The organism is Rhodoferax sp., from assembly GCF_028689305.1.
Taxonomy (GTDB): Bacteria; Pseudomonadota; Gammaproteobacteria; order Burkholderiales; family Burkholderiaceae_C; genus Rhodoferax.
Genome location: NZ_JAQTWM010000038.1, coordinates 1 through 18482, shown reverse-complemented (window position 1 = coordinate 18482; position 18482 = coordinate 1). Strand labels below are relative to the sequence as shown.

Below are 18482 nucleotides of genomic sequence, written 5' to 3'. Positions count from 1 at the left end.
GGGCGGCGGCTCAGCGCTGCCCAACGGACACCTGGCCAAACACGGCCTGCGCCTCGCGCGGCAGGCAGCGCCAATAGACCGGATTGGCCTGCACCGTGCCACCCAGCGCAGCGGCGGCCTGCCAGCCCCAGCGGGGCTGGTACAGGAAGGCGCGTGCCAGCGCAATCAGGTCGGCGTCGCCGGCCTGCAAAATGGCTTCGGCCTGGTGGGCTTGCGTGATCAGGCCCACGGCGGTGGTGGCCATGCCGCTGCTGGCGCGGATGGCGCGGGCGAATGGCACCTGGTAACCGGCACCGAGGGTGATTTTCTGCAGCGGCGAGACACCACCGGAGGAGACGTGGATGAAGTCGCACCCTGCCGCCTTGAGCTGTTGGCAGAAGGCTTCACTCTGTGGCAAATCCCAGCCGCCATCCACCCAGTCCGAGGCGGACAGGCGCAGGCCCAGGACCCCGTCGTAGGCGGCGCGTACGGCGGCAAACACCTCCAGCGGGAAGCGGATGCGGTTGTCGAACGAGCCGCCGTAGGCATCGCTACGCTGGTTGGCCAGCGGCGACAGGAACTGATGCAGCAGGTAACCATGGGCACCGTGCAGCTCAATGGCGTCTACGCCGATGCGTCGGGCACGTTGGGCAGCACGCACAAAAGCCTCACGAATCTGCACCAGCTCAGCGGCGGTCATGGCCTGTGGCGCGGTTTCGGTCGGCAGGTGCGGCAGGGCTGACGGCCCCACGGTGGGCCAGCCACCCTGCTGCGGTGACAGCAGCTGCCCGCCTTGCCACGGCACGGCACTGGATGCCTTGCGCCCGGCGTGGGCCAGCTGGATGCACACGGCGGTGGCCGGTGCCAGCGCCCGGGCGCGCTGCAGGTGGTCGGCCAGTGCCGCTTCGGTACGGTCGTCCCACAGGCCCAGGCACTGCGGGGTGATGCGACCTTCGGGCAGCACGGCGGTGGCTTCGATGGTGAACATGGCGGCGCCGCTGTTGAACAGGTTGCCCCAGTGCATCAGGTGCCAGTCGGTAGCGCAGCCATCCACGGCGGAATACTGGCACATCGGGGCCACCACCAGACGGTTGGACAGGGTCAGCCCGCCGCGTGGCGAGGGCAGGTTCAGGGGCGAAAAAAGCAGGCTCATGGCAGGACAGGGGTGATTGGAAAGCAGACGCAAAGCATAGCCCATACGGACTGGCTCAGCCCTGATGCCGGCTGTCATCGCCCTCGTGCCATGGCACCGCCCGGTAAAATGCGGGATTCACCCTGTTTTTTTCTTACTTTCGGAGCATCCATGGCTGACCTCACACAAGCCCCCACACAAGCACCTGCAACATCGTCTGGTGGTGTCAGCCAGCTTGACATGGCCAACGCTATCCGCGCCCTGGCCATGGACGCCGTGCAGGCGGCCAACTCGGGTCACCCCGGTGCCCCCATGGGGATGGCCGACATGGCCGTTGCTCTGTGGGGCCAGCACCTGCGGCATAACCCGGCCAACCCCAAGTGGCTCAATCGCGACCGGTTTGTACTCTCCAATGGCCACGGCTCGATGCTGATCTATGCCGTGTTGCACCTGACCGGCTACAAGTTGCCGATGTCCGAGCTGAAGAATTTCCGCCAGTTGCACAGCAAGACGGCTGGCCACCCTGAAGTTGGCCACACCCCGGGTGTGGAAACCACCACCGGCCCGCTGGGCCAGGGCATCACCAACGCCGTGGGCATGGCGCTGGCCGAAAAATTGCTGGCCACTGAATTCAACCGAGACGGATATGACGTGGTTGACCACCACACCTATGCCTTCATGGGAGACGGTTGCATGATGGAAGGCATCAGCCACGAGGCCGCTGCGCTGGCGGGTGCCTGGAAACTCAACAAGCTGATTGCCTTGTACGATGACAATGGCATTTCAATCGATGGTCAGGTTTCGCCTTGGTTCATCGACAACACGGCACTGCGTTTTGTGGCCTACGGCTGGAACGTGTTGGGTCCGATCAACGGCCACGACGCCGAATTGGTGGCCAGCACCATTGCACGGGCCAAGGAATCTGCCGACAAGCCGACGTTGATCATCTGCAAGACCAACATTGGCCAGGGCAGTCCGAACCGCGCTGGCACAGCCAAGGTGCATGGTGAACCGCTGGGTGCCGAAGAAATCAAGCTCACCCGTGAAGCCATCGGCTGGCCGCACGCCCCGTTTGTGATTCCCAAGGCCATCTACGCTGCCTGGGATGCCAAAGCTGCAGGGGCCGCCGCCGAGAAAGCCTGGAACGACACCTTTGCCAAGTACAAGGCAGCCCACCCGGCCCTGGCCAAAGAACTGGTGCGGCGCATGAAAGGTGAGTTGCCAAAGAACTTCGCCCAGGTGGCGGTGGACACCGCCGTGGCCGCCCACACCAAGGCTGAAACCGTGGCCAGCCGCAAGGCCAGCCAGCTGGCGCTGGAGGCTTTCACTGCCGCGCTGCCCGAGCTGCTGGGTGGTTCGGCTGACCTGACCGGCTCGAACCTGACCAACACCAAGAGCACCCCCGCCTTGCGTTTTGACGCCTTGAGCGGCGCCGGCAACGGCGGGCGCCATATCAGTTACGGCGTGCGTGAGTTCGGCATGGCCGCCATCATGAATGGGGTGGCGCTGCATGGTGGCTTCATCCCCTACGGTGGCACCTTCCTGACCTTCAGTGATTACAGCCGCAACGCCATCCGCATGGCCGCGTTGATGAAGCAGCGGGTGATTCATGTGTTCACCCACGACAGCATTGGCCTGGGTGAAGACGGTCCGACCCACCAGTCGATTGAACATGCCGCGTCCTTGCGCTTGATTCCCAATCTGGACGTCTGGCGTCCCGCCGACACCGCCGAGACGGTTGTGGCCTGGGCGGTGGCGTTGCAGAACCAGACCAAGCCGACCGCGCTGCTGTTGTCACGCCAGAACCTCAGCTACGCGCCCAAGGCCAGCCTGGGTGACATCAGCAAGGGGGCTTATGTGCTGGCCGAGCCCAGCGAGGTGGGTCTGAAGAAAAAGGCGCAGGCGGTGATCATCGCCACCGGTTCCGAAGTGCAGCTGGCGCTCAAGGCCCAGGAAATTCTTGCTGCACGAAAGATAGCAGTACGTGTCGTTTCCATGCCGGCTAGCACCATTTTTGATCAACAAGATGTGGCTTACAAGACCGCCGTCTTGCCCAAGGGTTTGCCACGCATCGCAGTGGAAATGGGTGTCACCGACGGCTGGTGGAAATACGGCTGCGCTGCCGTGGTGGGTATTGACACCTACGGAGAATCGGCACCGGCGCCGGTGTTGTTCCAACACTTCGGCTTCACGCCGGAAAACGTGGCCGATACCGTGGAAAAAGTGTTGCGCAAGTAAGGTTTGGGTTTCTATCAACTTCTGGAGGACAGTATGACGATCAAGATTGGTATCAACGGCTTTGGCCGTATCGGCCGCAACGTGTTGCGTTCGGCTCTGCAAAATTTCAGCGATATTGAAGTGGTCGGCATCAACGACCTGCTGGAACCCGACTACCTGGCCTACATGCTGCAGTACGACAGCGTGCATGGCCGTTTCAAGGGTGAGGTGTCGGTCGACGGCAATACCCTGGTGGTCAACGGCAAGAAAATCCGCCTGACCCAGGAGCGTGATCCGGCCAACCTGAAGTGGGCCGAGGTGGGCGCCGATATCGTGATCGAATCCACCGGCCTGTTCTTGGACAAGACCTCGGCGCAAAAGCACATTGACGCTGGCGCCAAAAAAGTCATCATGTCGGCGCCCAGCAAGGACGACACCCCGATGTTTGTGTTTGGCGTGAATCACGACACCTACGCTGGGCAGACCATCATCTCCAATGCCTCTTGCACCACCAACTGCCTGGCCCCGCTGGCCAAGGTGGTGAACGACAAATGGGGTATCAAGCGCGGCCTGATGACCACTGTGCACGCTGCCACCGCCACACAAAAGACCGTGGACGGCCCATCCAACAAGGACTGGCGCGGTGGCCGCGGCATTCTGGAAAACATCATTCCGTCGAGCACCGGCGCTGCCAAGGCGGTGGGGGTGGTGATTCCGGCACTCAACAAGAAGCTCACTGGCATGTCGTTCCGCGTACCGACCAGTGACGTGTCGGTGGTCGACCTGACCTGCGAACTCAACACCAGCGCCACCCTGGCTGAAATCTGCGCCGAGATCAAGGCCCAGTCCGAAGGCGCCCTCAAGGGGGTGCTGGGTTACACCGACCAGAAGGTGGTGGCCACCGACTTCCGTGGCGAGACACGCACCTCGGTGTTTGATGCCGATGCCTCCATTGCACTGGACGGCACTTTCGTCAAGCTGGTGAGCTGGTACGACAACGAATGGGGCTACTCCAACAAGTGCCTGGAAATGGTGCGGGTGGTTGCCAAGTAAGGTGGCGAAGCACGACGAACCATCGACGTGTTTATCCTCTGACCGGCGGGCCTGGCTGCTGCAGGCTGGTGCGCTGGCGCTGGCAGGGTGCGGCGGCGGTGGCTCCACCGCCACACCGGGTGTTGCGCAGGTCTGCCTGAGCACCCTGGTGCCAGCTTATTTCTACAAGGCGGCACCCTGGGCCGAACTGGCGGCAACCCGCCAGTCGGCCGTGGTGATTGCCAATGTCAGCAATGGGCCGGGGAGCAAACCCGACGCCCAATACCTGGGCTGGATCAATCAGGTGCGTGCGGCAGGCCACCGCGTCAAAGGGTATGTCTATACCGGTTATGGCCAGCGTCCCATGGCCGAGGTGCTGGCCGATATGCAGACCTGGACCCAGCTCTACGGGGTGGACGATTTTTTCATCGACGAAGCTTCGGCCACCAGTGGCGATGTGCCGTATTACCGCAGCCTGCTGGTGTCGGCCAGCGCCGCGCGTGCCGGCCGGCGTTTCATGCTGAACCCGGGCATGGCCCCGGATCTGGCGTATTTCGGCTTGGCGCCAGGCATCGACATCCTGGTGTTTGAAAACCCCTGGTCCAGTTACACCAGTGCCAGATTGCCTGCCACGCTGGATGCGTTTGCTTCCCAGTGCTGGATCATGGCACTGTCGGCCAGCGAAGCCGACATGCGGCAAGCTGCCGCCGTGGCCAGAAGCCGGGGTTTTGCCGGCTTTTTTGCCACTGACCTGGCGTTCACCAGCGGCCTGCCCAGCTATTGGGCGCAGGAAAAGTCGCTGGCGGTCTGTGGCTGACTCACCAGATCGGGTTCACGTCCTGCCCCAGCATGGTCTGGGTTACCAGGGTGATGCCTGAGTCAGTGACGCGAAAGCGCCGACGGTCCTCGTCCGGGGCCAGCCCGATGTGGGTGCCATCCGGGATGATGCAGTTCTTGTCGAGAATGCATTTTTTCAGGATGCATTGGTGGCCAATCTGCACGTTGGGCAGCAGGATGGAGTCTTCCACCAGCGAATAACTTTGCACATGCACGCCAGAGAACAGCATGGAGCGCCGTATCGTTGAGCCGCTGATGATGCCGCCGCCTGCCACCAGGGAGTCCAGCGCCATGCCGCGGCGGTTGTCGTCATCAAACACAAACTTGGCCGGTGGTTTCTGTGGCTGCCAGGTCCAGATCGGCCAACTGTCGTCGTACAGATTCAGGTGCGGCGTGACCTGCACCAAGTCCATATTGGCTTCCCAATACGCGTCCAGCGTGCCAACGTCGCGCCAGTAGGCAGGCTTGCCAGCTTCCTGCACGCAACTGTCCTCAAAGTTCTGGGCGTAACAGCGGAAATTCCTGACGCAATACGGGATCACGTCCTTGCCGAAATCGTGACTGGATGTCGGGTCAGCGGCGTCGCGGTGCAATTGCTCAAACAAAAAACGCGCCTTAAACACATAAACACCCATATTGGCCAATGCCTTGTGTGGCTGGCCGGGCATACAGCGCGGTTGGGCGGGTTTTTCTTCAAAATCTTGAATACGGCCTTCGTCATCCACCGCCATCACGCCCAAAGCACTGGCTTCCTGGATGGGCACTTCGATGCAGGCCATGGTGAGATCGGCGTTGCGGCGCACGTGGTCCACCAGAATGCAGCCATAGTCCATGCGGTAGATGTGATCGCCCGAGAGCACCAGCACGTATTCAGGGTTGTTGTGGCGGATTTCCCGCAGGTTCTGGAACACCGCGTCAGCGGTGCCCTGGTACCAGTGCGCCTCATCCAGTTGCTGTTGGGCCGGCATGATTTCTATCGATTCACCCTGGCGGCCATCCAGAAAACTCCAGCCCAGCTGCAGATGCCGGATCAAGCTTTGCGCCTTGTACTGTGTGGCCACCCCGATGCGGCGTACGCCCGAATTCACGCAGTTTGACAAGGTGAAGTCAATGATGCGGAACTTGCCCCCAAAGGGGACGGCAGGTTTGGAGCGCCAGTCGGTCAGCTCATGCAGGCGGCTGCCACGACCACCGGCCAACACCACCGCAAACGTCTGGCGGGTGAGGTGGCTGACCAACAGCGGACCGTCATCGCCGGACAGGCCGGCATGGGGTTCTTGATCGGTGGACATTGGGATACCTCGCTTGAAGAGTTCAATTGCCCGAAACCATGACAACACCAAATGGCGCATTCTAGGAGGCTTGTCCCAGGATGCGATACTTTCAGGCTTGCCATGTTTCCGGTTCTCACCGCATCGTGCCCCTAGTGCTGCCCACACCGCTCAGTTATCACCGCATCCGGCTCCAGTGGTGCGCCAGCGTGCTGCGTCGCCTGGCACGGCAATGGCTGATCTACCTGGTGATTGGCCTGGCTTTGCTGGGGGCCTTCAGCCCGGGGGCAGGGACGTCGATGGCGGCGATGCTGGCCTGGTCCGTGCTGGCGCTGTTCCAGGCTGCCAGCCAGGGGCTGGGCGCGGGCTTGCTGACGGCGGCCTTGCATTCGCTGGTCGGGGGTGTCCTGATTCTGGCCTTGCGGCCGGTGTTGTGGCCGGCGCGATGGGCCGAGACAGAACGCGCCTTGCCGCTGACCCGGCGCGACCTGCGGGTGAGCGACGCCGCGGTGGTGGCACTGGCGCTGCTGCCGCTGTGGGTGGTGTATACCGTGGGGGCGGCGGCGTGGCTGGCCCCGCCACCCCAATGGTTGCGTGGCCATGAAGCGGCTGCCGTGTGGATGACCTTCGTGTCGATGGCCCTGTCACAGCTGCTGGGCATGCTGGTGTTGCAGTCCATGCGCCGGCCAGCGCGACAGGCCCGCCCCGATGACGGGGCGACGGCAGTCCGGCATGGCTGGCTGCCGTTGCCGCGTCGGCAGCACCCCGGCTGGGCCCTGCTGTATTGGCCGATGCTGCGTGGTCCGGCCCGGCGCACCGGGCGTTGGCTGCTGGGGTTGACCCTGGTGCTGCTGCTGCTGGAGCTGGTCATGGCCCGTGGCCGCTGGCGTGTTGCCGGCGTGGATGGCGCATCGTGGTGTCTGGCAGTGTGGTGCCTGGTGAGTCTGGCTGGCAGCAGCCGCCTGCAGGCCCTGATCCAGCGGGAGCTGGCGCCGCTGCATGAAGCCAGTGTGTCGCTGCCGCTGTCTGCAGGGCAGCTTTTGTGGTGGCGCCGTGGCCTGGGTCTGTTGCCCTTGCTGGTGGGACTGTGCATGTTGCCGCTGGCCTGGTGGTTCAGCGCTGCAGCCATCAAGCCGCTGGTGGCGGGCCTGTTCTGGCTGGTGAGTCTGTTGGGCCATGCCTGGCAGTGGGGTGGCCAGGCGCCTGCGGCAACGCCACAGAACCAGGTGGTGCGCTGGATATTGACACTGGTGCTGATGGTGGCACTGGCTTCCGAGGTGTTTGTGGCATGAATTCAAAACTGTTGCCCTGCCTGCTGCAGGTTCGATCACTGCACTTCAGTTACCCGCACCGGCACGTTTTCGCCGGCTGGTCGGGCGAATTCAAGGCGGGCTTGACCTGGCTCCAAGGCCCCAACGGGTGCGGCAAATCGACCTTGCTCAAATTGCTGGCCGGTGCGCTGGTGCCCCGTCACGGGCAGCTCAGTGCTGCTGGGGTGGACCAGCACAGCGCCCCGCTGGACTACCGGCGCCAGGTATTCTGGTGCGGCCCGGACGCGATCGCCTTCGATCACCTCAGCCCGGTCGAATACTGGAGCTTCATGCGCGGGCTGTACCCACGCCTGGATCAAGCAGCGTTGCGCCAGCATGCCCTGGCCCTGGGTCTGGCGCCGCATCTGGCCGCGCCGCTGCGCACCTTGTCCAGTGGCACCCAGCGCAAGGTCTGGATCAGCGCCACCCTGGCGGCAGGCACCCCGGTACGGTTGCTCGACGAACCCTTCAACGCGCTGGACGCTGCGTCACTGCAATACTTGCGTCAGGTCCTGGCTGAGCAGGCCCGTGCCGCAGAGGTGTGCTGGGTGCTGAGCAGCCACGAAGACCTGGGCGAGGCCTCGCCGTGGGCGGTCTGCCTGGATTTGTCGGCCTGAGCGCCACGGCCTCACGCCGGCACAATCACCATCCAGCTCACGCCAAAACGGTCAGCCACCATGCCGAAGCAGGGCGAGTAAAACGTCTTGCCCAGTGGCATCTGGACCTGGCCGCCCTGGGCCAGTGCGTTGAAGAGCTGCTCGGCGTGGGCCACGTCCGTTGCGGCTATCGACAGTGAGAAACCCTGGAAACTGGCTTTGTTGGGGTTGTTGCCATCCGAGAGCATGACCGTGGTGTCGCCAATGCGCAGGCTGGCGTGCATGATCTTGTGCTCGAAGCCCGGCGGCAGCACGCCTGGCGGGTGTGCGTCTGGGTTGTCGCTCATGCGCATCTGCATCAGCAGCTCTGCGCCCAGGGCTTTTTGATAGAACGTGATGGCCTCTTCACATTGACCGTTGAAAAACAGATAGGGTTCGACTTTCATGGACGCTCCTTTGGATTGGGGGGCAGCGGGGTGATGCCAGGACGGGCACTGGCTTGTCACGTCGGCATTCAATTGTGTACATCGTCCACATTTCAGAAATAACATGACTGACGTATCAAGCATTGGCCGACCCGCGCGCAATACCTATCGCCATGGTGACTTGCGTCGTGCCTTGCTGGAGGCGGGTCTTGAACTGGCACGTGCTGGCGGACCCGCTGCGGTGGCCCGGGCCAGTGTGCGGGCGGTGGGCATGTGCTACCTGCGTTTTGCCAAGGCCGGTGACAGCGGGCTGAACCCGTTTGAGCTGCTGGGTGCGGCGCTGGACGGGCTGGTGACTGCCGGTGTGTTGCCGCCTGAGCGTCGGCCCGGCGCCGAATTTCTGGCCTGGTCGGCGGTGCATGGTCTGGCCATGCTGGTGATCGACGGGCCCCTGGGCCCGGCCATCGGGCCACGACTGTTGCAGGTGGGGCAACGCCTGCTGGATATGGTCGAAAACGGCCTCTAGCCCAGGTAAAACAAGGCGGAGCAGCTCCTTTTTCAGGAGCTTTTGGGAACACCCAGCCCGCGCACAACCGCTGGTCGCGCCAGGAAGGCGGCCAGTGCCCGCCGGACTTCGGGAAAGTCCTGGATGCCCACCAGTTCTCCCGCCTGGTAGCGCTCGATCAGATTGCGCACCCAGGGGAAGATCGCGATGTCGGCAATGGTGTAGGCCTCACCCATGATCCAGGCGCGCTTGCTCAGCCGCTGGTCCAGCACCCCCAGCAGACGCCGGCTTTCGGCCACATAGCGGTCCCGTGGGCGCTTGTCTTCGAAGTCCTTGCCGCCAAAAATCTGAAAGAAGCCAACCTGCCCGAACATCGGTCCGATTCCACCCATCTGGAACATCAGCCACTGGAGGGTCTCGTAACGCTGCGCGGCATCCGGCGGGAGGAACTGGCCGGTTTTCTCTGCCAGGTAGAGCAGGATCGCCCCGGACTCGAACAGCGCCAGTGGCTGGCCGCCCGGGCCGTTGGGGTCCAGGATGGCCGGGATCTTGTTGTTCGGGTTGAGTGACAGGAACTCGGGCGAAAACTGGTCGTTGGTTTCAAAGCTCACCGCATGGGCTTCGTAGGGCAGGCCGGTCTCTTCCAGCATGATCGACACCTTGACGCCATTGGGCGTCGGCAGTGAATACAGTTGCAGCCACTCGGGGTGCTGGGCGGGCCACTTGCGGGTCACGGGAAAGGTCGACAGACTGGACATGGAGATCTCCTCAAGGTTCGGGTGGGTGACAAGCCGGACCATTTTGACGTGAAGTCCGCCACTTTGCTGCCGTCGGGGCATGGCCTCAATCAAGCCGGCCCGATTGATTGACAAAACATGCCCACGCCAGGCCGAGGGACTGGTAACGTTGCCAGACATTTTTTGAAAGTGAACAAACCATGACCAACGTTCATGCCCCTCCCGTCAGCACGGCACGGTCCGGGACATCGGGCGAGACCGTGCGCCAGCGGCTGCTCAACGCGGCGCGCGACACTTTTTTGTCCGACGATTACCACAAGGTCTCGACCCGGCTGATCGCCGATCGGGCCGCTGCCAACGTGTCGATGATCCGCTACTACTTCGGCAACAAGGAAGGCCTCTACGAGGAAATGATCCGTGAGACGCTGAACCCCCTGCTGGCCGTGCTCGATGGGCAGATGCTCACCACGGTGGCCGGGCTCAAGGACTACTTCAAGCTGTACTACGACACGATGGTGCAAAAACCCGAGTTCCCCAGGCTGATCCTGAAAGTGCTGGCGCTCAACCAGGGCCCGGGGCGGCGCTTCATCCTGCAACTGCTCGAACGCGGACGCACGGGTGGCGCGCGCAAGGTGGCCGCCCTCAAGTCCGCAGGCCAGCTGGCAGCCACGCTGGACCCGGACATCGTGCGCATGGCGTTCGTCAGCCTGGCCATGATGCCCATGCTGCTGAAGGACTTTTTCGAGGCGCAGCGGGGCCAGCCGATGGACGCGGCGTTTCTCGAACAGCTCGCCGCGTTCAACGGCCACCTCTTCACCGCGGGCCTGGCCCCGCGTTCACATGCTTAACAGGACATTTCACATGACGTTCCAGAAAAACGCCGGCGCCGTGCGCCGCTTTGCCAAGTTGCTGAAGTTTGCGGGCTGGCTGCAGAACCTGCCCCACAAACTCACGCCCGCGCCGTTTCGCCTGATGCAGATCGGCTCCGCGTTCTGGCAGTCGCGCGTGCTGCACGTGGCAGCGCGGCTGGACATTGCCACCACGCTGGGCGAGAACAGCCTGAGCGCGGACACTCTGGCCGAGCGGGTGTCGGTGCAACCGCAGGCCCTGTTCCGGTTGTTGCGCATGCTCGCCGCCATGGGCGTCTTTGAAGAAGTCTCCCCCGGCGTGTTCCGCAACAACGCGCTGTCCACCTGTCTGCGGGAAGACCGGCCGAAGAACGTGCGCGCCATGATCCTGATGCACAACTCGCCCGAAATGAGCCTGCCGTGGCTGGAGCAGCTGGAACACGGCGTGCGCACCGGGGCCGTGCCGTTCCAGGTGGTGCACGGCCACGAGCTGTATGCCTACATGGACCACCACGCCGGGTTTGACGCCCTGTTCGCCCGGGCCATGGACAGCGTGGAGGCCCTGGCCGGGGACAGTTTCGCCACCGACTTCGACTGGGGGCGGTTCGAACGCATCATCGACGTCGGCGGCTCCAAGGGCAGCAAGTCCCTGGCCATCCTCAAGCGCCACCCGCAGCTCAAGGCCCTGGTGTTCGACCGGGAGCAGGTCGTCAGCACGGCCAAGGACTATTGGAACGGCAAGGAACCGCCCGAGCTGCTGAATCGCCTGACCTGGCAGGCCGGCGACCTGCTCGCCGGGGTGCCAGCGGCGCAGGGTAAGCAGGACATCTACCTGCTGTGCGGCGTGCTGCATGGCATGGATGACGACACCTGCGTCCAGGCCCTGCGTCGGTTGGCACAGGCCGTGGGCAGCACCGGCGCGCGCGTGGCCGTGATGGAGGTGGTGGTGCCGAGCGTGAAGGCCGACCTGTCCAACGCCTCGTTCGACATGCAGATGTTCATGGCCACCCGCGGCAAGGAGCGCACCCTGCGCGAATGGCAACAGCTGTTCGAGCGCGCCGGCTGGACGCTGGAAGAACAGGTGGGTCTGCAATCCCTGGGCGCCATCCTGGTGCTGAAAACCCGGCTCTGAAGAGTACCCGGGCCCGGCTGGGACGGTTGGGATGTTTACCAAGCCGGTTCTGCGGGCGCCGCGCGCCGCAGACCCACGAACTGCAGTTCGGCCATCACCAGTACCGTGAGCGCCTGTAGCAGCACATACGCCGTGCCCAGGGTGGAGGGCGACAGGCCGGTGCCGACGAGCAGCAGCACGCAGCCCAGCGCCCACGCCAGATTGCCGGCCAGCAGCAGCCAGACCAGCGTGCGCGGCAGGGGCACCCGGCTGGCAATCCAGGCCACCAGCGCGGCATACAGCAGCAGGAACTCCCCACTGTAGGTCAGCAGCGCGACCGGCAGGGCCAGCAAGGTGCTCATCTGGCCGGGCACCAGCACCTGCAGCAATCCACAGACGGCACACGACAGGGCATCCAGGCGCAACACATGGCGCAGGAAATGGGGGGACGACAGCAGGGCAAGTGGCATGACAAATTCCTTGAGACAACACCGATGGCCAGGGAACGATGGCACGCACCGGGCCATCCGATTCGGTGCGGTCGGGCGGCATCATGGCCGCAACGGTGCGGCCAGTCGATAACCTCGGAGGTCATGGAAATCGGGTTGCTCTGGCTTTACGATGGCGCCATGAACGCCAGCGCCCAACACCCCAGCCATTCCGTGCCGCGCGGCACCCTCTCCGCTTTTGGTCAGCACTTGCGTCACTGGCGCCAGCATCGCCGCTTGAGCCAGCTGGAACTGGCACAAGAGGCGCGTATCTCCACGCGCCACTTGAGTTATGTAGAAACCGGCCGCTCGGTGCCCAGCCGCGAGATGGTATTGCGGCTGGTGGCGCGGCTGGACATTCCCTTACGTGAACGCAACACCCTGCTGGTCGCGGCCGGTTATGCGCCGATGTACCGCGAGCGGCCCCTGGACGACCCGGCGCTGTTTGCGGCCCGGCAGGCGGTGACGCTGCTGCTGCAAAGCCATGAACCCTATCCGGCCCTGGCGGTTGATCGCCACTGGAACCTGGTGGCGAGCAACCGCATGGTGCCGCTGTTGTTGGCCGGTGCCGACACCACGTTGCTGCAGGCGCCAGTGAATGTGCTGCGTCTGAGCCTGCACCCGCAAGGCCTTGCCAGCGCCATCGTCAACCTGGTGCAGTGGCGCGGCCACCTGTTTGAACGTCTGCGTCAGCAGATTGCGGCCACGGTTGACCCGCAGCTGCAGGATTTGCTGGATGAACTCCAGGCTTACCCGCTGCCCCCGGCGGCCAGTCCGACCCAGCTGGAGGGCGAACACGTCGGTGTGGTCATGCCCCTGCAGCTCAGAACGGCCCAGGGTGTGTTCTCGTTCATCAGCACCACCACCATCTTTGGTTCACCGGTGGATGTCACCTTGCAGGAACTGGCGGTGGAAGCTTTCTTCCCGGCGGATGACTTCACCCGGCAGGCCCTGCAGCACTTGCAGGCTACCCTGCCGCCGTCATGATTTCATGAAAAATCATGGCCTGGCCCGGATGGAATAAGCGCATTAAGCTATATAAATAATAGCAATTGTGTCAGCGGCTCAGGCATTCACATTGGCCGCTCGGGCATAGAACTGCTTCTTGGCCAGTTCCACCGCCAGCACGTAGGCCAGCGTCAGGCCGATCATGCCCAGCAGCAGCGGTGCGGGCAAGGGCACAAAGCCAAAAATCGCGCTGAACGGCAGGTAGGGCATCATCAGCGCCAGCGCCATCATCAGCACGGTGCTGCCCAGCAGCAGGCGGCCCGGGCGGCTGCGGTAGAACGGCCCGCGGGTGCGCACCACCAGCGCCACCACCAGCTCGGTCAGCAGCGATTCGATGAACCAGCCGGTGCGGAATTCCTCCGGCGCGGCCTGGAACAGCCACAGCAGCGCGGCAAAGGTCAGCAGGTCAAACACCGAACTGAGCAGGCCAAACACCACCATGTAGTCGCGGATGAACCGGGTGTCCCAGCGCCGGGGCCGGGCCACCCAGGCCTTGTCCACCCGGTCACTGGCGATGGCCGCCGCCGGAATGTCGGACAGGAAGTTGTTGAGCAGGATCTGCGAGGCCAGCAGGGGCAGGAACGGCAGGAACAGCGAGGCCAGCGCCATGCTGAACATGTTGCCGAAATTGGCGCTGATGGTGGTCATGATGTATTTGAGCGTGTTGGCAAAGGTCATGCGGCCTTCGTCGATGCCCAGGCGCAAAATGCCCAGGTCCTTGCGCAGCAGCACAAAGTCGGCGGCGTCCTTGGCCACATCCACCGCGGTGTCCACCGAGATGCCCACGTCGGCGGTGTGCAGCGCCAGCGCGTCGTTGATGCCGTCACCCATGTAGCCCACCACATGCCCGGTTTTTTGCAGCGCCAGGATGATGCGCTCTTTCTGGTTCGGGTCGACCTCGGCAAACACCGTGGTGCGGGCCGCTGCGTGCATCAGCGCGCCGTCACCCAGCGCATTGAGCTCGCGCCCGGTCATGACCCGCACCACCGGCAGTTCCACCGCCTGCGCCACATGGCGTGCCACCTTGTGGTTGTCGCCGGTGATGATCTTGAGTTGCACGCCGCGTTGCGCCAGATCGATGACGGTCTGGCGCGCATCGGCCTTGGGCGGGTCCATGAACAGCAGAAAACCGGCAAAACACAGTTGTGCCTCGTCGCTGCGGGAATACGGGTCGCTGCGGGCCGGCACCGGCCGTGAGGCCACCCCCAGCACCCGGTAACCCTGGCCGCTCCAGGCCTCGAAGCGGGCCTCGATGTCGGCGCGCCGGGCCGCATCCAGCGCCGTGGCGTCGTCGCCAGCATGGGTGCACAGCGCCAGCACCTTGTCGAGTGCACCCTTGGTGATCAGGGTGCACCGCCCGTTGGTGTCGGTGACCACCACCGACAGGCATTTGCGCCCGAAGTCATAGGGAATCTCGTCCACCTTGTGCAGGGCGCCCAGGTCCAGGCCGGCCTGCCGGACGGCGGCCAATACGGCATCGTCCAGCGGATTGGCCAGGCCGGACTGGAACTGCGCATTGAGGCCGGCCAGCCGCAACACGCCGGCACTGGTCTGGCCCGCCGGGTCCAGCGCGGCGTCAAGCTGCACCACACCGGCCGTCAGTGTGCCGGTTTTGTCGGTGCACAACACATCCATGCTGCCCAGGTTTTCAATTGAGTTGAGCCGGCGCACGATCACCCCAAGCCGGGCCATGCGTTTGGCGCCATGCGACAGGGTGATGCTGACAATCGCCGGCAACAGCTCCGGCGTCAGGCCCACGGCCAGCGCCAGGGCAAACAGCAGCGAGGCGATGGGCGGTTTGGCCAGGAAAATGTTGATGGCCAGCACGGCCAGCACCATCACCAGCATGACGCGGGTCAGCAGGTAGCCAAAACGCTGGATGCCGCGCTCGAATTCGGTCATCGGTGGCCGCAGCGCCAGCTTGCCGGCGATCTGGCCAAACACCGTGGCCTGGCCGGTCTGGGTGACCAGCACCTGCGCGGTGCCGCTGCTGACGCTGGTGCCCATGAACACGCAGTTGGCGCGTTCGGCCAGGCTGGCTTTGGCGGCCACGGCGCCGGGGCGTTTTTCCACCGGAAAGGTTTCGCCGGTGAGAACCGCCTGGTTGACAAAACAGTCGCGCGCCTGCAGCACCACGCCGTCGGCCGGAATCAGGCTGCCGGCACTCAACAGCACCACGTCACCCGGCATGACCTGGTGTGAGGGCAGGGTGTGCGGCTGGCCGTCGCGCAGCACGGTGGAGTGGATCGTGACTTTGCTGCGCAGCCTGGCAATGGCGTTGCCAGCGACGTACTCCTGGGCGAAGCCGAGCACGGTGCTACCCAGCACGATGGCCAGCACCACGGCGGCGTCGACCCATTCGGCCGCCACCAGCGAGATGACCGACGCCACCAGCAGGATCAGCACCAGCGGGTTCTTGAACTGGCTGGCCAGCAGCCCCAGCGCCGTGGTCTGTTGGTGGGTCTGTAGGGTTTGGGGGCCGTTGTGTTGGAGGCGGTGGGCAGCTTCCCTGGGCGACAAACCCGCCGCGCTGCTGCCCAGCGCCGCCATCAACTGGTCGGGCGCCAGACTCCAGTACACCTCTGGGAGGCTGGGGCTGGCTGGCACGGCAGGCCGGGCCGGCTGGAACAATCTGGAAAGAAAGGACATGATTTTCCTGCCTTGGGAGTGGTCACAAGACCGGCGTCAATGGTGACAGAAAAGACCGTCCTTGCCCAGCGGCTGGTTTCACCAGCCAAGTAACATGGGTTTCCCCTCCTTGTATTGGACGTAACCCATGGCCGAAGCTCTGAAAAACCAATATGGCGCTGATGTGCCCCATGCCATTGCCGGCATGGTTGCTGCGGTGCATCCGTCCTTCAACCGCGCCGGTTTTGTCCGCGATGCGCTTGACGGGTATGAGGCGCTGGCGTTGATGCCACGCGGCAAAAAGATCGCCCAGGCCCTGCGGCGTCACTTGCCGCAGGACTATGCCCAGGCACTGGCCATTTTGTTGGCCTCGCTGGACCAGCCCCATGGGCGCGACCCCAGCCTGAGCCTGGCCTCGTTCCTGTATTTGCCGCACACCCTGTTTGTGGCCGAGTATGGGCTGGACCATTTTGAGCTGTCGATGCAGGCCCAGCATGCCTTGACCCAGCGTTTCACCGCCGAATTCAGCATTCGCCCGTTCATCGAGCGCTACCCGCAAGCCACGCTGCGCCAACTCCAGGCCTGGGCTCGCGACCCCAGTGCCCAGGTCCGGCGTCTGGTCTCCGAAGGCACCCGCCCGCGGCTGCCCTGGGCACCGCGACTGCGCCAGTTCCAGGCCGACCCGACGCCGGTGCTGGCGCTGCTGGAGTTGCTCAAGGACGACCCCGAGCTGTCTGTGCGCCGCTCGGTGGCCAACAATCTCAACGACATTGGCAAGGACCACCCGGAGCTGCTGGCGCGCACCGCCCAGGCCTGGCTGCGGGGCGCCAGCCCCGAGCGCGCCTGGATCGTCGGCCACGCCTTGCGTTCGGCGGTCAAGCGGGGCGAAGACGGCGCCCTGCAGGTGTTGGGTTTTGGCCAGCCATCCCGGGTGTCGGTGAGCCAGGTGCAGATCAGCCCGGCCCGCGCGGTGATGGGCGGCCAGGTGAAGATCGGCTTCGTACTGACCAATACCGAACCCCGGGCGCAGCGGGTGCTGGTGGACCTGGCCGTGCATTACGTCAAGGCCAATGGCCAGGCCCGCGCCAAGGTGTTCAAGCTCAAGGCCCTGGCGCTGGCGCCCGGTCAGAGCGTGCCGCTGAGCAAAAAACTGTCACTGGCCGAGATGACGACCCGCAAACACTACCCCGGCCAGCATCTGGTGGAGGTGTTGCTCAACGGTCAGGCGCAGCGGCTGGGGGTGTTTGAGCTGGCGTCCGCCTGACGACGCCGGTTGTTGACGTGGTGGTGGCCACGCGGCGCCACCATTGCTCCAGCCAGCCAGCGCCGCTGACCAGCACAATGCCAAGGAGCACCGGCACGGCGGCGAGCAAAAAGCGCGGCTCAATGGGTTCTTGCAGCAGCCAAGCGCCAAACACGATGCCAAACAGGGGAGTGAGGAAAGAAAACACCCCCAGGCGGGAGGCCAGGTAATGGCGCAACAGCCAGAACCACACCAAAAAACTGGCAAACGACACCACCAGCGTGTGAAACGCCAGGCTGGCCCAGACCTGGGGGGTCGGGTTGAAACGCGCCTGCCCGCTCAGCCAGGCACCGGCCAGCAGCAACACAAATGCGCCCAGCAGCTGGTACAGCAGGGTTTGTGTGGCAGCCGCCCTGGCCAGCACCGAGCTGCGTACCACCACCGTGGTGGCGGCCCAGGCCATACCCGCCAGCAGCCCCAGAAAATCACCCCACAGGGTGTTGCCCGCTGGCGCGCTGATCGGGGTACTGCGCCCCAGAAACGCCGCCGCGATGCCACCAAATGCCAGCGTGATGCCCAGCCACTGCAGCGCACCCAGCCGTTCGGCCGGTAGCCGCCAGTGCAGGCCCAGCGCGGCAAACACCGGTGCGGTGTACAAGAACACCACCATGTGTGAGGCGCTGGTATGGCGCAGGCCTTCGGCCACCAGCAAAAACTCCAGCGCAAACAGCACCCCCACGATCAGCCCTGCCGGCAAGCTGCCGTCGCGCCAGTCCATGCGCTCGCCGCGCCACCACATCACCAGGGCCACCAGCAGCGCCGCGCCGCCCGAGCGCAGCGCGATCTGCATGACCGGCGCAATGTCAGCCGCGGTGGCTTTGAGCACCACCTGCTGCAGGCTCCACACGGCACACAGCACCCCCATCAGGGTGACGGCTCTGGCATCAAGGGCTTGGCGGCTGGGCATGGGTGGGAGTGTAGAAAAAGAAACGAGGCTGGATTATGCGTGTGACGATGCCAGCCCCGATCTGTCCACCCCCATCCTGTTTCGCAGCGCCTAAATGCTGGCGCACGCTGCAACTGCGCAAGATTTGTCATGCTGCTGCTTCTAAACT

Annotated in this window: 17 protein-coding genes; 10 read left to right on the top strand and 7 right to left on the bottom strand. The window is 64.1% G+C overall.

Annotated features, from left to right (window positions below):
* Positions 1-10: 10 nt before the first annotated feature.
* Entirely contained in the window at positions 11-1132 is a 1122-nt protein-coding gene (locus PHW99_RS09670) for an NADH:flavin oxidoreductase/NADH oxidase (RefSeq protein WP_300176283.1), read from the bottom strand.
* A 219-nt stretch (positions 1133-1351) separates the two neighbouring features.
* On the opposite strand from PHW99_RS09670, the gene tkt reads away from it, so the two are divergent.
* From tkt to PHW99_RS09655, 3 genes are read left to right on the top strand one after another with little or no spacing between them, the layout of a single operon-like run.
* On the top strand, positions 1352-3349 hold the full coding sequence (tkt, locus tag PHW99_RS09665; RefSeq protein ID WP_300176327.1) for a transketolase: 1998 nt from the start codon (positions 1352-1354) through the stop codon (positions 3347-3349).
* Between the two features lie 33 nt (positions 3350-3382).
* Complete coding sequence (gap, locus tag PHW99_RS09660; protein ID WP_300176280.1) at positions 3383-4381, top strand: type I glyceraldehyde-3-phosphate dehydrogenase; 999 nt, start codon at positions 3383-3385, stop codon at positions 4379-4381.
* Between the two features lies 1 nt (position 4382).
* Positions 4383-5177, top strand: a complete 795-nt coding sequence (locus tag PHW99_RS09655) for a spherulation-specific family 4 protein (RefSeq protein WP_300176278.1) — start codon at positions 4383-4385, stop codon at positions 5175-5177.
* A gap of 1 nt (position 5178) precedes the next feature.
* Here the strand turns inward: PHW99_RS09655 and glgC are convergent, their stop codons facing one another.
* Entirely contained in the window at positions 5179-6489 is a 1311-nt protein-coding gene (glgC, locus tag PHW99_RS09650; RefSeq protein ID WP_300176275.1) for a glucose-1-phosphate adenylyltransferase, read from the bottom strand.
* 125 nt (positions 6490-6614) lie between these two features.
* Between glgC and PHW99_RS09645 the strand changes: the two genes are divergently transcribed.
* Complete coding sequence (locus PHW99_RS09645; protein WP_300176272.1) at positions 6615-7760, top strand: hypothetical protein; 1146 nt, start codon at positions 6615-6617, stop codon at positions 7758-7760.
* The gene (locus PHW99_RS09640) at positions 7757-8395 is read left to right on the top strand and encodes an ATP-binding cassette domain-containing protein (protein ID WP_300176269.1); all 639 of its coding nucleotides are present in this window, start codon (positions 7757-7759) and stop codon (positions 8393-8395) included. Before PHW99_RS09645 ends, PHW99_RS09640 begins: the two co-directional genes overlap by 4 nt.
* A gap of 11 nt (positions 8396-8406) precedes the next feature.
* On the opposite strand, the gene PHW99_RS09635 is transcribed toward PHW99_RS09640, so the two are convergent.
* The gene (locus PHW99_RS09635; RefSeq protein ID WP_300176267.1) at positions 8407-8820 is read right to left on the bottom strand and encodes a VOC family protein; all 414 of its coding nucleotides are present in this window, start codon (positions 8818-8820) and stop codon (positions 8407-8409) included.
* Between the two features lie 103 nt (positions 8821-8923).
* Here PHW99_RS09635 and PHW99_RS09630 point away from each other — a divergent pair, with 103 nt between their 5' ends.
* Positions 8924-9325, top strand: coding sequence for a TetR-like C-terminal domain-containing protein (locus tag PHW99_RS09630; RefSeq protein ID WP_300176264.1), 402 nt, complete (start codon positions 8924-8926; stop codon positions 9323-9325).
* 32 nt (positions 9326-9357) lie between these two features.
* On the opposite strand, the gene PHW99_RS09625 is transcribed toward PHW99_RS09630, so the two are convergent.
* On the bottom strand, positions 9358-10062 hold the full coding sequence (locus PHW99_RS09625) for a glutathione S-transferase N-terminal domain-containing protein (RefSeq protein ID WP_300176261.1): 705 nt from the start codon (positions 10060-10062) through the stop codon (positions 9358-9360).
* Positions 10063-10241: 179 nt separating this feature from the next.
* Between PHW99_RS09625 and PHW99_RS09620 the strand changes: the two genes are divergently transcribed.
* Positions 10242-10889: a TetR/AcrR family transcriptional regulator gene (locus PHW99_RS09620; protein ID WP_300176258.1), complete on the top strand. Its 648-nt coding sequence runs from the start codon at positions 10242-10244 to the stop codon at positions 10887-10889.
* A gap of 13 nt (positions 10890-10902) precedes the next feature.
* Positions 10903-12021 carry a methyltransferase gene (locus tag PHW99_RS09615; RefSeq protein ID WP_300176255.1) on the top strand — a complete coding sequence of 373 codons (1119 nt, stop codon included), beginning with the start codon at positions 10903-10905 and terminating at the stop codon, positions 12019-12021.
* A gap of 35 nt (positions 12022-12056) precedes the next feature.
* On the opposite strand, the gene PHW99_RS09610 is transcribed toward PHW99_RS09615, so the two are convergent.
* Positions 12057-12470: a hypothetical protein gene (locus PHW99_RS09610; RefSeq protein ID WP_300176252.1), complete on the bottom strand. Its 414-nt coding sequence runs from the start codon at positions 12468-12470 to the stop codon at positions 12057-12059.
* A gap of 159 nt (positions 12471-12629) precedes the next feature.
* Between PHW99_RS09610 and PHW99_RS09605 the strand changes: the two genes are divergently transcribed.
* Complete coding sequence (locus PHW99_RS09605) at positions 12630-13475, top strand: helix-turn-helix transcriptional regulator (protein WP_300176324.1); 846 nt, start codon at positions 12630-12632, stop codon at positions 13473-13475.
* Positions 13476-13553: 78 nt separating this feature from the next.
* Here the strand turns inward: PHW99_RS09605 and mgtA are convergent, their stop codons facing one another.
* A complete protein-coding gene (gene mgtA / locus PHW99_RS09600) occupies positions 13554-16145 on the bottom strand; it encodes a magnesium-translocating P-type ATPase (RefSeq protein ID WP_300176249.1) in 2592 nt (863 codons plus the stop codon).
* 127 nt (positions 16146-16272) lie between these two features.
* On the opposite strand from mgtA, the gene PHW99_RS09595 reads away from it, so the two are divergent.
* Complete coding sequence (locus tag PHW99_RS09595; RefSeq protein WP_300176247.1) at positions 16273-17388, top strand: DNA alkylation repair protein; 1116 nt, start codon at positions 16273-16275, stop codon at positions 17386-17388.
* On the opposite strand, the gene PHW99_RS09590 is transcribed toward PHW99_RS09595, so the two are convergent.
* Positions 17339-18334, bottom strand: coding sequence for a DMT family transporter (locus tag PHW99_RS09590; RefSeq protein ID WP_300176244.1), 996 nt, complete (start codon positions 18332-18334; stop codon positions 17339-17341). The two genes, PHW99_RS09595 and PHW99_RS09590, sit on opposite strands and share 50 nt — an antisense overlap.
* Positions 18335-18482: the final 148 nt, after the last annotated feature.